Below are 13,563 nucleotides of genomic sequence, written 5' to 3' on the forward strand. Positions count from 1 at the left end.
GGCGCAAACTCTTTCATCGGTCATTCCGGGGCGCGCCACTTGGCGCGAGCCCGGAATCCATAACCACCATCGTGAGTATGGATTCCGGGCTCGCGCCTAACGGCGCGCCCCGGAATGACGAGGAGGAGAGAGCATGACCTTCATCACCGGCGTCGGCCTCACACTTTTCGGCAAGCACGAAGGCTCATCCTCGCTCGACCTGATGAGCAAGGCCGCGCAGGCCGCGCTCGACGACGCCGGCCTCCAGCGCGCCGAGATTGACGGCATCCTCTGCGGCTACTCCACCGTCTCACCGCACATCATGCTGGCGACCGTGTTCGCCGAGCATTTTGGCATTCGCCCATCCTACGCCCATGCGGTCCAGGTCGGCGGCGCAACGGGCCTTGCGATGACCATGCTCGCCCATCACCTCGTTGAGGCCGGCGTCGCACGCAATGTGCTCGTCGTCGCCGGCGAGAATCGCCTCACCGGGCAGAGCCGCGACGCCTCGATCCAGGCGCTGGCGCAGGTCGGACACCCTGATTACGAGGTGCCGCTGGGGCCGACCATTCCCGCCTATTACGGTCTCGTCGCCACGCGCTACATGCACGAATACGGCGTCACCGAGGAGGATCTCGCCGAATTCGCCGTGCTGATGCGCGCCCACGCCTGCACGCATCCCGGCGCGCAATTCCACGATCCCATCACAGTTGCCGACGTCCTGGCTTCCAAGCCCGTGGCGATGCCGCTCAAGCTGCTGGACTGCTGTCCGGTCTCCGACGGCGGCGCCGCCTTCATCATCAGCCGCGAGCGGACCGGCGAGGCTGGCGTCCGCATCCGCGGCTGCGCCCAGGCGCATACCCATCAGCATGTCACGGCCGCGCCGGCGCTCAGCGAACTCGGCGCCGAAATCTCCATCGCGCGCGCCAAGGAGGCCACGGGCCTTGCGATCTCCGACGTGCGCTACGCCGCGATCTACGACAGCTTTACCATCACGCTCGCGATGCTGCTGGAAGACCTCGGCCTTGCCGGCCGCGGCGAGGCGGCCGCCCGCGTGCGATCAGGCCATTTCGGCCGGGACGGCGCGATGCCGCTGAACACCCATGGCGGCCTGCTCAGCTACGGACATTGCGGCGTCGGCGGCGCCATGGCGCATCTGGTCGAGGCGCATTTGCAGATGACGGGACGGGCGGCGAATCGCCAGGTTCGCGACGGCTCGATCGCGCTCTTGCACGGCGACGGCGGCGTGCTGTCGTCCCATGTCAGCATGTTCCTGGAGCGGGTGCGATGAGTCTGGCCGATTGGACCAAGGGCGAAGAGGCCATCACCTATCAGACATGCACCGCGTGCGGCCACGTCCAGTATTTCCACCGTGCCTTCTGCGCGGCCTGCGGAGCTGCCGACCCGTGCGAGCAACGCGCCAGCGGCAAGGGCAGGGTGTACGCGACCTCTCTCGTCTGCCGCGCCGCCACGCCCGAGACGCGCGCGCACGTGCCCTACAACATCCTCTTGGTCGATTGCGCGGAAGGCTTCCGCATGATGGCGCATGGCGAGAACGATCTCGCCATCGGCGACGAGGTCGTCGCGAGCTTCAAGCCGTTCGCCGGAAAACTCGTGCCGTTCTTTGCAAAACAGAAATAGTGGGATTGGACGTCGTAGCCCGGATTGCGCTGCGCTCCGTCCGGGCTACGAGACTAAAGCCCCATCCCGCTTTCGTCGGAACGAGGCCTTAGCCTGATTCGTCATTCGGGGGCGGTCATGGGGACCGAACCTGGAACGGGATTCTGGGTCTGGCGCTGTGCGAGACGCCACCCCGGAACGACGAAAACGCTCAAACTCAACGCAACTAACGCCCGTAGAACAATATGCTGGCGATGACGAGCATCGCCGTCACCGCCAGCATATGCGCGAGCGCTCCCGAGGCCGCCCCCTTGGTGGCTTCCTTCATGCCTTTTTCTCCCTAGACTTGGGCGTGACTCATCGTTGCGCGCGCTGCGCAATCGACGGTCAATTGTTTTTACTCGGAACACCCCTTGCGAGTATCCGCCGCGATTTGTCCCCACGCGGCGAATATCGACTGTGCCAAGGTCGATCAGCAATGCGGCGGCAATTTGACTCGATGATGTTGCTCCTGCGGTCGCGCAAGAATAGAGTTTTGGGGAATTTTCGCCGCTAACGACAAAAAGCATCAAAGGCTCAAGGAAATCTTCAGGAAAATCATGGCCCGCATCCTCTACAGCGATCCAATCAACGCATCCGACCGCACCCGCGAAATCCTCGACAAGAACCGCCATGCCAACATCTTCCGGATGATGGCGCATTCGCCGAGCTATTTTGAGCAGTACTGCCGCCTCGGCGGCGCGATCCGCCACAAGGGCGAGCTCGATCCGGTCGTGCGCGAGCTCGCGATCACGCGCACCGGCATCCTGTGCGAGGCGCCATACGAGATCGTCGCGCACAAGCGCATCGGCAAGAATGTCGGCGTCACCGACGAGCAGAACGAGGCGCTCGAGAACTGGCAGGCTGCGACCTGCTTCAACGAGGTGCAGCGCGCCGCGCTCGCTTTCACCGACGAGATCGTCAAGCTGAGGAAGCCGACGGACGCGACCTTCAAGGCGATCGCGTCGAAGCTGACGCCGGCCGCGCTGGTCGAATTGCAGCTCTCGGTCGGCTTCTACATCATGACTTCAAAATTCCTGGAGACGTTCGAGATCGATCTCCAGCCCGTCACCGAAGTGGTGGGCTGATCCAAACCCGCAGCGAGGGATGCTCATGACGATCGATGAATATGCGGTCTGGGCCGCGAGCATTGCGAAAGTCGATGAGCATCCGTCCAACGAGCGGCTGTCCTATCTCGGTCTTGGCCTTGCCGGCGAATCCGGCGAGGTCGCCGACCACATCAAGAAGCTGCTGCGCGACGACTGGCTCGACAAGGCCGGCCTCGTCGATGAGCTCGGCGATGTCATCTACTACTGGGCCTGCCTGTGCGCCGCGACCGGCCAGCAGCCATCCAAATTGCTCGAGGCCAGCGCGGCGAAGATCAAGCGGCGGCTGGGCGAGGCGGCGAGCCGCTAGTGCAAGCGAGAGCTGGGGAGCTCCGGCGTCATGGCCGGGCTTGTCCCGGCCATCCACGCCTTGCCATGCAGCACGAAGAACCGTGGATGCCCGGGACAAGCCCGGGCACGACGACCGCTTGTGAATGAACCTCAGCCGCGCTCAGGTCGACGTCAGGATATCCACCTTGGCATTGGCGACGATCAGGCGGTCGGCGAGCAGTTGCGCGAGGTTGCGCATGACGCGCTCGCTGGCGCGCGGGTGCTGCTTGCGGAAGCGCTCAAAGTCCTTCAGCGGCACTTCGAACGCGGTCGCCGCCATATCCGCGAACACGTCGGCGGAGCGTGTGGTCTCGATCAGCGCCATCTCGCCGAACGCCATGCCGGCCGTGAGCGTCGCCAGCCGTACGCCGTCGGGCAGGGTGACGTGCACCGCGCCGCTGCGCAGAAAGAATAGCGCGTCGGCGGGATCGCCTGCGGTGATGATCTTCGCGCCTGACTGAAATGTCCGGATCGTGCAGATCGAGGCGAGGTCGGTCAGCTCTTCCGCGCTGAGCCCGGCCAGCAGCGGCTGCTCGTCAAGCTCGGTGGTCTCGTGGAAGTCGATCGAGCCGCCATAGCGGTAGACGATCTGGTCTTCCGCCCATTCGATCGCGGTGTCGAGCAGGTAGAAGTCGCGGACGTTCTTCAGCTCGGCGGTCCACTCCCGCAGCGTATTCCATTCCCTGGAGGCGCGCCTGACGCCCGACAGCACCACCGTGACGTTCAGCACCGCGAGCTCCTCGAACGCCTCTGCCACCAGCCGCGCGCCGGCGCGGGTGGTGGAGGTGACGCGGTGCAGGTCGAAGATCACGATTTGCGGCCGCGGCCGTCCCGCCAGCCGCCGCGAGACGTAGTCGACCGCCGACAGCGACAGCGTGCCGACCAGCTCGATGATCCGTACCTCCTGCTCGTGAGCTGCGAGGATCTCGCGCTCCTGCGGCCGGCGGACTCGGCGGGACGGGCTCTTGCCGATGTCGTAGTCGGCAATGACCACGTTGCGCGCGTCGTCACTGCGGTTGAGCATGTGCAAATCGTAATGCGAGGACAGCGCCTCGCAGACCTTGATGCCGCGCACGCTGTTGCCGTGCTTGTCGAGCCTCGGCGAGTAGCTACCGAGCCCGAGGCGGGCAGGGAGGGCGGCCAGAATGCCGCCGCCGACGCCACTCTTGGCGGGAATGCCGATCCGGTAGATCCATTCGCCGGCATAGTCATACATGCCCGACGACGTCATGACAGAGAGTGTGCGAGAGATCGCGTACGGCGTCAGCACCTGCTCGCCCGTCACCGGGTTGACGCCGCGATTGGCGAGCGTCGCCGCCATCACCGCGATGTCGCGCGCCGTGACCAGCACCGCGCATTGCCGGAAATAGACGTCGAGCACGCCTGCGACATTGTCGGAGATCACCGCATTGGTCTTGAGCAGATAGCCGATCGCGCGGTTGCGGTCGCCGGTCTGGCTCTCGGAGGTGTAGACAGCCTCGTCCACGGCGAGGTCGCGTCCCGCAAAACGGCCGAGCGCGGCGCGGATCTGCTCGAAGGCGTCAGTGCCCCTGCTGTCGTAGATGAGTCCGGTGCAGGCGATCGCGCCGGCATTGACCATCGGGTTGAACGGGTGGTTCTCGGAGTTGAGCCGGATCGAGTTGAAGGGATCGCCCGACGGCTCGACGCCGATGGCGCTCTCGACCTTGCTCGCGCCCAAAAGATCCAGCGCCAGCGCGAACACGAACGGCTTCGACATCGACTGGATGGTGAAGGGCACCTGGCTGTCGCCGACCTCGTAGATATGGCCGTCCAGCGTGGCGAGGCTGATGCCGAAATAGGCAGGGTCGGCCTTGCTCAGCTCAGGAATGTAGTTGGCGACGTTGCCCGAAGTTTCGGCAGAGAATTCATTGAGGCAATTGTCCAGAAACCGCAGCAAAGGCGGTTTCGAACGGGTCCAGGCGGAAGCGAGAGGCGAGAGCGGTTTCATCGCCCCTGTTGTGCAACGCAATCAGGGCGCGCGCAACCCGTCAGGCACGGTGGCCTGTCGCCGGACGAGCAGCAGGGCGATCAACACCGTGGGTACCAGGATGGCAAGGCCGAGCAGCGTCACCTGCATCTGTGACAGCGGCATGATCCCGCCGCCTGGCGTGGCGACCACGAAGCCGCCGATCACCAGCAGCACGCGGATCGGCCATTCCAGTGCGCCGGTCCCGCGCAAGTCGCCGACGAAGGACTGGTAGCCCTGGATGCCGCCGCAGATGAACATCGTGCCGAATGCGGCGAGCCCCATCAGGCCGAGGCCGGCGAGATAGGGGCTCGGGCCCTGCAGCACCAGCGCCGGATTGAGCACGAAGAAGAACGGGATGAAATAGATGATGCTGCCGACCCACATCGATTCCCATCCGGTCTTCATCGCCGGCGAGCCAGCAATGCCTGCGGCCGCGAAGGAGGCGATCGCGACCGGCGGGGTGATCGAGGACAGCATGCCCCAGTAGAAGATGAACATGTGCACGGCCATCTTGTTGAGCCCAAGCTTCTCCAGCGCCGGCGCGACCAGGATGGCGAGGAAGATGTAGCAGGCAGTGGTCGTCAGCCCGAGGCCGAGGATCAGGCTGGTGAGCGCGCACATGCCGAGCAGCAGGAATGGATTGTCGCCGGCGATGTGCAGGAGGTCGTTGGCAAGGCTCGATACCACACCGGTCATCGAGAACGCGCCGATCAGGAGGCCGCAGCCCGCGAGGATGCCGACCAGCTCGACGAAGGTGCGGCCGTTGACCTCGAGGAACTTGCCGATGGTGGCGAGCGTCCAGCGCGTGTCCTTGGAGAAGAACTGGTTGAGCACGAGCAGCAGCGCGGTCGCATAGAACGGCGCGTGACTCTCTCGCTTGAAATAGAGCAGCATCACGATCAGGAGCGCGATGACGAAGACGTAGTACCAGCCGTCCTTGATCGTATCCATGATCCGCGGCAGCTCGGCGCGCGGAATGCCCTTCAACCCGTGACGGGCGGCATAGGCATCGACCTGCATGAACAGGCCGACATAATAGAGCGCCGCCGGGATGATCGCGGCGAGCGCGACGTCGGCGTAGCTGACATTGAGGAACTGCGCGATGACGAAAGCGGTCGCGCCCATCACCGGCGGTGCCAGCACGGCACCGGTGGAGGCGCAGGCCTCGATCGCGCCGGCATAGGAGGCGCGAAAACCGCTCTTCTTCATGACGGGGATGGTCATGGTGCCGGCGGTCAGCACGTTGGAGATGATCGAGCCGGACATCATGCCGAGCAGGCCGCTCGCAAAGATGCAGACCTTCGCCGCGCCGCCGCGGAAGGTCCCGCACAGCGCGAAGGCGAGGTTGATGAAGAACTTTCCAGCGCCGGTCATCATCAGCGCGGTACCGAACACCAGGAAGCCGATCACGGTGTCGGCAAAGGCCTGAATGGGAATGCCGAGCAGGCTCTCGCCCGAGAGCACGTGATAGGCGGTGGCCTGTTCGATCGTGGACTGCGTGCCGCGGAACGGCCCGAGCCAGCCGGCTTCCGCGAACAGGGGATAGACGGTGAAGGGCAGCACGCTCAGCAGCAGGCTCCAGCCGCCGGTGCGGCGAAGCGCCTCCATCAGCATCGCCCACATCACGAGGCCCGCGGCGATCACGGTGTTCGGCGCGCCGCCGAATTCCCAGCCGGCCTCGGCGGCCTTGCGCACGGTCGACATCAGCAGCAATGCCGCAGCGAAGGTCACGACGAAGAAGACGAGGTCGTACCAGGGAATGCGGTCGAGCGGCGCGCGCTCGGTGCCCGGGAAGATCAGGAAGGTGAAGGGCAGCATCAGGGCGATCAGGAGATAGAAATACTCCGTGTTGAGCTGGGTGTAGCCGATGAAGAAGCGCAGCGAGAATTGCTGGTTGATGCAGAGCAGGATGGTCGCCGCGGTCGCGACGATCAGCGTCCAGCGCCAGGCGCCGCGCAACGTGCGCACGCGGGTGACCTCGGCCTCCTGCATGTTGCCGGCGGCACCGTGCGGATCGTCGAACACGATCCGCTTGGTCTCGTCCTTGGGGCCGGTGGAGGTGGAAGCAGAAGACATCATCGACCCCGCGCGTGGGCTGGTAACAGCTGGTGGACTAGTCCTCGAACCCGTTCGGCATGTCGGCTTTCGCCAGCGCCGCGGCGCGCGCCTTCATCCAGCCGTCGAGGAAGGCCTTGTCATCCGACGGCGGATTGGACTTGCCGTACTCCGCCCAAGCCGCAGCGAGCACCTCCTGGCGCTTGAACAGCTTGTTGTTGTGCGCCTCCTGCGCATCAGACCATTGTCCGGCTTCTTTCAGCGCCTTCACCGCGCCGGGGTGCACGGGCACCACCCAGTTCTTGGTCTGGCGGTCGGCGGCGAGGCCGCCGGCGCCGGGCGCGGAGTCCTTGTAGGCATCGTAGTTCACGATCATCGCTTTCGTCATCGCATAGACCTGATCGGCCGGTTGCGTGGCGTAGGCGACGAAGATCGGGTAGGGGTAGTTGCCGAGCTCGACCGGCTTCTCCGGCGAGATGCCGGCGCCACAGGTCGCGACTTGCGGGAAGAAGAACGAGCCGACCTTCTGCATCCGCGCCCAGCCTTCCTTGTCCTTGGCGGGCAACGGCGGCCAGATCAGGCCGCGTGGCGAGGTCTCGGCTTCCTTGGCGGGGCCGGTGATGGTGGTGCCGAAGGCGGCATCGACGTCGTTGTTGATCAAGCCTTTCCACATCGCGCCGTAGCTGGCGAACTCGACGGCCTTGACGTCCTTCTGCGTCAGGCCGGCGAAGGCGAGCACCGCGAGCGAGTTCTGGTTCAGCGCGGGCGAGCCGACGACGAAGCCGACGCGCTTGCCTTTCAGGTCTTTCAGTTCTTTCACGCCGGTATCGGCTGCGACGCCAAGCGAACCGCAATTGCAATCGACGCTCGAGAGCATGATCTGGAGCGGCTGCGGGCCCCATTCCTTTGCGCCGAACTCGAACACGCCTTCCTGCGCGAAATAGGTGCCAGATCCCATCGCGGATGACGCCGCGCGCTTGGCACGCAGCGGTGCAAGCCGCGCAACATCGTTGCCGGCGGGGAGCACGCGCACGTCGGTGCTATATTTGTCCTTCATCATCTTGCCGACGCCGACCGCGATGTTGAAGCCGGCAGTGCCGGTGTCATAGGCGGTGAAGGTCAATGTCGCCGGCAGCTTGATGTCTTCGGCGAACGCATAGCGTGTAGACGCAAAAGAAATGCCCGCAACCAAGGCAGGCGCGAGCACGATCAGCCCACGAAACATGTTTCCCTCCAATGATCCCCGCTTTCGCGCGAGGATTTTCTTACTTTGTTTGAAACAGATTTTTGTTTGAACAGATCATGTCACCGCGATCAGGCAATGGCAACGCCGTACCGCGACCACAGGAATTGTGCAGACAGATTGTCGCGCGCCCAAGGATGACGACGCAAAGATTGCGCAACCATGGCTGCGACGTATGCGCATTAACTCGCGACGATCGCGATCGCCTGTCCTTCGGCAACGAGATCGTCGAGCTTGACGAGGAGCGATGTGATCGTACCGCTCGCAGGTGAGGGCACCGGGATCTCCATCTTCATCGCCTCGACCACCACAACGTCGTCGCCATCCGCAACGGTTCCTCCAACTTGCACGGGAGTTGCGCAGATTCGTCCCGCGACCTCCGTGACGATCTTAATTTCTGGCATGCCATCGCCTTTTTGTTGTCGTCGCAAAATGCCTGAGGTAGCGTCGTCTGCAAGTGGAATTTAATTCCGCAGAGCGGAACAGACGGTAGGGAACATGGGACGACGATCGGAGCGGTTGAGTAGGCAAGGTGCGCTCGCTGGCGACGCCGGCGAGGGCGATGTCATCCAGGTGGTGTCGCGCGCGTTCGACGTGTTGCGATGCTTCGAGGGCCACGAGGCGAGGCTCGGCAATCTCGAGATTTCGAATCGCTGCGGTCTGCCGCGATCGACGGTGTCGCGGCTCACGCACACGCTGACCCGCATGGGCCAGCTGGTCTATCTGCCGCGCGATCAGAAATATCGCATCGGCCCGAGCGCGGTGGCGATGAGCGCCTCGATGATGAAGGGCGCGCAGCTGCGTAGCATGATCCGCCAGCGGCTCCAGGAAGTCGCCGAGCAGCTGCCAGGCACGGTCGGCTTCGTCGTCCCCGATCGCTTCCATCTCGTCTATCTTCAGTTCGCGCGCTCGGCAGCGGCGCTCGGCCTGCACGAGGGCACCGGCAGCCGCATCTCGATGGCGTCGACCGCCGCGGGCGCGGCCTATACGGCGGCGCTGGCACCTGAAGTCGGCGATGCCTTCATCGCGGAGATGGAGCGCGAAGCGCCCGAGGCTGTGAAGATCCTGAGGCCCCGGATCGAGGCCAACCGTCAGTCTTTGCGCGAGCGCGGCTATGTCGTGGCCTGCGGCTTGTGGAGCCCGCACATCAATGGCCTCGCGGTACCGATCTGGTCGCCGCAATATCAGACCTTCGTCGTCATCACGATCGGGCTTCTGTCGGCGATGTATGACGAAGAACGTCTGCATGCCGAAGTCGCGCCGCTGATGCTCGCACTCGGCCGCTCGCTCGGCAGCCTGATGGAGGGCGCGGAAGGCGACGCGTTCGCCAACCGTATCTCACGCAAACCGGTCGCCATGGCCGTGCACAACAATAACAAGCCGATCCATTCGGAGGGAGTGAATGAACTGGAAGCCGGAACTCGACGAGCTCGCCCGGCGCGAAGCCTTCGCGCGGGAGATGGGCGGCGTTGACAAGGTCAAGCGACAGCATGACCAGGGCCGGCTGACTGTTCGGGAGCGCATCGACAAACTGATCGACAAAGGCAGCTTCCACGAGATCGGTGCCGTCTCCGGCATCGGTGAGTACGATTCCAGCGGCGATCTGAAGAAACTGACGCCGGCGAATTGCGTGTTCGGCCGCGCCCGCGTCGACGGCCGCACTGTTGTGGTCGTCGGCGACGATTTCACCGTGCGCGGCGGATCTGCGGATGCCTCCATTTCCGCAAAGCCCTTGATGGCAGAGGAGATGGCGCACGACTTCCGTCTGCCCATCATCCGGATCATCGAAGGGTCCGGCGGCGGCGGCTCGGTCAAGACCATCGAGACCAAGGGCGCGGCGAATCTGCCGGGCGGTATCGGCGGCACGCGCTGGTATCGCTTCACGACGGAGAACCTGTCGCGGGTGCCGGTGGTCGCGCTCGGTCTCGGTTCGGTCGCAGGCCTCGGTGCGGCGCGTCTTGCCGCCAGCCACTATTCCATCATGACGCGGAAGTCCGCGATGTTCGTCGCGGGGCCGCCGGTGGTGAAGGCGCTGGGGCAGGACCTCTCGAAGGAAGAGCTCGGCGGCGCTGACATCCAGACTCGCGCCGGCGCGGTCGATCATGCGGTCGACACCGAGGAGGAGGCGTTCGCCTGCGCGCGGCGCTTCCTCTCTTATCTGCCGTCGTCGGTCTACGAGTTGCCGCCGACCTTGCCCTGCACCGACAATCCTGAACGTGGCGACGAAGCGCTGATGAACGCGGTGCCGCGCAACCGCAAGCAGGTCTACAAGATGCGGCCGATCATCGAGTCGGTCGTCGACAAGGGTTCGTTCTTCGAGGTCGCCAAGAATTTTGGCAAGCCGATCATCGTCGGTCTCGCCCGGCTCGAGGGCAGGGCGGTGATGGTGCTCGCCAGCGACAGCTTTCACTATGGCGGCTCCTGGACCGCGGATGCCTGCCAGAAGGTGGTGCGCTGGGTCGACTTCGCCGAGACCTTCCATCTGCCGGTGGTCTATCTCATGGACTGCCCCGGCTTCATGATCGGCCTCGACGCCGAGAAGGCGGCGACCATCCGCCACGGCGTTCGCGCCATGGCCGCGGTCAACCAGACCACTGTGCCCTGGTGCACCGTGATCCTGCGCAACGCCTTCGGGGTTGCCGGCGTGGTGCATCAACCCGCCGACCGCTTCTCGATCCGCTACGCCTGGCCGTCGGCCTATTGGGGCTCGCTGCCGCTCGAAGGCGGCATCGAGGCCGCCTACCGCGCCGACATTGATGCGGCCGAGGACAAGGCGGAGAAGCTGAAGGAGATCGAGTCGCGGCTGAACAAGCTGCGCTCGCCGTTCCGCTCGGCCGAAAAGTTCTGGGTCGAGGAGATCATCGATCCCCGCAAGACGCGGTCGCTGTTGTGCGAGTTCGCGCGGCTGGCCGAGCCCTTGCGCAAAGCCGGGCCACCGGAGAACATGACGATCAGGCCGTAGACGCGGCTGAGGCACAAACTCCATCACCGTCATCCTGAGGCGCTCGTCCTGCGACGCAGGACGAGCCTCGAAGGACGACGGCCCGGCTGCATCGGGGCCGTGCATCCTTCGAGGCCCGCTGCGCGGGCGCCTCAGGATGACGGGTCGATGGCGACGCAATCAAGCCTTCCATCGCGTCGCAATCCCGCGCTATCCTCCCTGAAACAAGAACAAGAGGAAACGCCAATCGTGTACGACTACATCATCGTGGGCGGCGGCTCGGCGGGGTCCGTGCTGGCCCACCGGCTCTCCGCCAGGAGCGCCAACAAGGTCCTGCTGTGCGAAGCCGGGCAGGACACGCCGCCCGGCAACGAGCCGGCCGAGATCAGGGACAGTTATCCGGGCACAGCCTATTTCGACCCACGCTTCCACTGGACCGAGCTCAAGGTGACCACCCAGGTCGTCAGCCACAACAATCCCAACGAAGCACGTCCGCCCTTGCGCAAATACGAGCAGGCGCGCGTGCTCGGCGGCGGCTCGTCGATCAACGGCCAGATGGCCAATCGCGGCGCGCCGACCGATTACGACGAATGGGACGCGCGCGGCGCCGAGGGGTGGACGTGGAAGGACGTGCTGCCGTTCTTCAAGAAAGTCGAACGTGACCTCGATTTCGACGGCCCGTATCACGGCAAGGATGGCCGAATTCCCGTGCGCCGCATTCCCAGGGAGCACTGGACGCGGCATTCGCAGGCCTTCGCCGACGCCTTCCAGCAGGCCGGCCATCAATTCGTCGCCGACCAGAACGGCGAGTTCGTCGACGGCTATTTCCCGGTGACGCATTCCAACCAGGCCGAACAGCGCGTCTCGGCCGCGATGGGCTATCTCGATCGCGGCACGCGCCAGCGCGCCAACCTCACCATCTCCACCAACACGCAAGTGAGAGAGCTGCTGTTCGAAGGCACGCAATGCGTCGGCGTGAAGGCGCTGGTCGACGGACGCGAGCAGGAGTTCCGGGGCCGTGAGATCATCCTCTCCAGCGGCGCCATCCATTCGCCGGCGCATCTGCTGCGCGCCGGCATCGGCCCGGTCGGCCATCTCAAGGACTTAGGCATTCCCGTCCTGATGGGCCTTGCCGGCGTCGGCCAGCGCCTGATGGATCATCCCTCGATCTCGCTGTCGTCCTTCGTCCGCCGCGGCGCGCGCATGAACGAGCACACCAGGCGCCACATGCAGCTTGGCCTGCGTTATTCGTCCGGGCTCGAAGGCGTGCCGAAGGGGGACATGTTTGTCGTCCTGCTCAGCAAATCGGCCTGGCACGCCGTCGGCGAGCAGATCGGCTCGCTGCTGACTTTCGTCAACAAGACCTATTCCGAGACCGGGCAGGTCAAGCTCGCTTCGCGTGATCCCTCAGCTGAGCCGATCGTCGAGTTCAATCTGCTGTCCGACCGCCGCGATCTCGATCGCTTGATGAGCGGCTTCCGCAAGATGGCGGCCATTCAGATGAGCGACATCGTCAAGAAGGTGACGGACAAGCCGTTCCCGGCTGCCTATACCGACAAGGTCCGCAAGATCGGCGTGGTCAATAACAAGAACAGGATTTTGACCAAGATCGCCGCGACGCTGATGGACGGGCCGGCGGCACTGCGTCACTACATGATCGACAATTTCGTGGTGGAAGGTTTCACCTTCGACCAGGTGATCAACGACGACGAGGCGCTCGAAGCCTTCGTGCGCAAGGCGACGATCGGTGTGTGGCACGCCTCCTGCTCATGCCGCATGGGTCGGGCGGACGATCCGATGGCGGTGGTCGACAGCCAAGGCCGCGTCAAAGGCATCCAGGGCCTCCGCGTCGTCGACGCCTCGATCTTTCCGGTCGTGCCGTGCGCCAACACCAATTTTCCGGTGCTGATGTCGGCGGAGAAGATCGCGGCCACGATGATGCAGTAGGGGCGGGCATCCGCTTGTCACGAACACACCGCAGCATCCGCGCTGCGGTCGGTCCTTGCACTGTCGGCTTCGGCGCGGAGCTCTTCCGCCTCGCCGCAGCTCAAGCTCGATCCACGGCACTTTCAAAACTGCGCCGCGAACCGGACAGTTTGAACATAATCTAAGTTAAGTGCCCAAGTTGAAGCGGTTTTTCCGCCGCCCTTTAGGCCCATTTCGGCCAAACCTTTATTGATCTCTCCCGAGCGGGGCAGGACCCTCCAACTCAGAGTCCTGCAATGATCAAACAAGTTGTTTCTGCGTTCATCATCGTTAT

11 protein-coding genes are annotated in these 13,563 nt (G+C 64.3%); 7 read left to right on the top strand and 4 right to left on the bottom strand.

Going from position 1 to position 13,563, the window contains the following annotated elements:
- Positions 1-133: 133 nt before the first annotated feature.
- From FOM02_RS20640 to FOM02_RS20655, 4 genes are all read left to right on the top strand, one after another.
- Positions 134-1,270 carry a thiolase family protein gene (locus FOM02_RS20640; RefSeq protein WP_027557407.1) on the top strand — a complete coding sequence of 379 codons (1,137 nt, stop codon included), beginning with the start codon at positions 134-136 and terminating at the stop codon, positions 1,268-1,270.
- Complete coding sequence (locus tag FOM02_RS20645) at positions 1,267-1,620, top strand: Zn-ribbon domain-containing OB-fold protein (protein ID WP_092216515.1); 354 nt, start codon at positions 1,267-1,269, stop codon at positions 1,618-1,620. The genes FOM02_RS20640 and FOM02_RS20645 overlap by 4 nt, the downstream gene beginning before the upstream one ends.
- Before the next feature lie 578 nt (positions 1,621-2,198).
- Positions 2,199-2,726, top strand: coding sequence for a carboxymuconolactone decarboxylase family protein (locus FOM02_RS20650; RefSeq protein ID WP_027557409.1), 528 nt, complete (start codon positions 2,199-2,201; stop codon positions 2,724-2,726).
- A 25-nt stretch (positions 2,727-2,751) separates the two neighbouring features.
- Positions 2,752-3,054 carry a nucleoside triphosphate pyrophosphohydrolase family protein gene (locus FOM02_RS20655; RefSeq protein ID WP_027557410.1) on the top strand — a complete coding sequence of 101 codons (303 nt, stop codon included), beginning with the start codon at positions 2,752-2,754 and terminating at the stop codon, positions 3,052-3,054.
- 141 nt (positions 3,055-3,195) lie between these two features.
- On the opposite strand, the gene glsA is transcribed toward FOM02_RS20655, so the two are convergent.
- The 4 genes from glsA to FOM02_RS20675 all read right to left on the bottom strand — a co-directional run bounded on the left by glsA (position 3,196) and on the right by FOM02_RS20675 (position 8,766).
- A complete protein-coding gene (glsA, locus tag FOM02_RS20660; RefSeq protein ID WP_027557411.1) occupies positions 3,196-5,043 on the bottom strand; it encodes a glutaminase A in 1,848 nt (615 codons plus the stop codon).
- A 21-nt stretch (positions 5,044-5,064) separates the two neighbouring features.
- Complete coding sequence (locus FOM02_RS20665) at positions 5,065-7,140, bottom strand: TRAP transporter permease (protein ID WP_027557412.1); 2,076 nt, start codon at positions 7,138-7,140, stop codon at positions 5,065-5,067.
- A 37-nt stretch (positions 7,141-7,177) separates the two neighbouring features.
- Positions 7,178-8,344: a TAXI family TRAP transporter solute-binding subunit gene (locus tag FOM02_RS20670; RefSeq protein WP_027557413.1), complete on the bottom strand. Its 1,167-nt coding sequence runs from the start codon at positions 8,342-8,344 to the stop codon at positions 7,178-7,180.
- A gap of 200 nt (positions 8,345-8,544) precedes the next feature.
- Positions 8,545-8,766, bottom strand: a complete 222-nt coding sequence (locus FOM02_RS20675; protein WP_027557414.1) for an acetyl-CoA carboxylase biotin carboxyl carrier protein subunit — start codon at positions 8,764-8,766, stop codon at positions 8,545-8,547.
- Between the two features lie 94 nt (positions 8,767-8,860).
- Here FOM02_RS20675 and FOM02_RS20680 point away from each other — a divergent pair, with 94 nt between their 5' ends.
- The 3 genes from FOM02_RS20680 to FOM02_RS20690 all read left to right on the top strand — a co-directional run bounded on the left by FOM02_RS20680 (position 8,861) and on the right by FOM02_RS20690 (position 13,250).
- Complete coding sequence (locus tag FOM02_RS20680; RefSeq protein WP_027557415.1) at positions 8,861-9,835, top strand: IclR family transcriptional regulator; 975 nt, start codon at positions 8,861-8,863, stop codon at positions 9,833-9,835.
- A complete protein-coding gene (locus tag FOM02_RS20685) occupies positions 9,765-11,324 on the top strand; it encodes an acyl-CoA carboxylase subunit beta (RefSeq protein ID WP_027557416.1) in 1,560 nt (519 codons plus the stop codon). The genes FOM02_RS20680 and FOM02_RS20685 overlap by 71 nt, the downstream gene beginning before the upstream one ends.
- Before the next feature lie 228 nt (positions 11,325-11,552).
- Complete coding sequence (locus FOM02_RS20690; protein ID WP_027557417.1) at positions 11,553-13,250, top strand: GMC family oxidoreductase; 1,698 nt, start codon at positions 11,553-11,555, stop codon at positions 13,248-13,250.
- Positions 13,251-13,563: the final 313 nt, after the last annotated feature.

Origin of the sequence: Bradyrhizobium sp. SEMIA (genome assembly GCF_014844175.1) — a bacterium.
Classification (GTDB): domain Bacteria; phylum Pseudomonadota; class Alphaproteobacteria; order Rhizobiales; family Xanthobacteraceae; genus Bradyrhizobium; species Bradyrhizobium arachidis.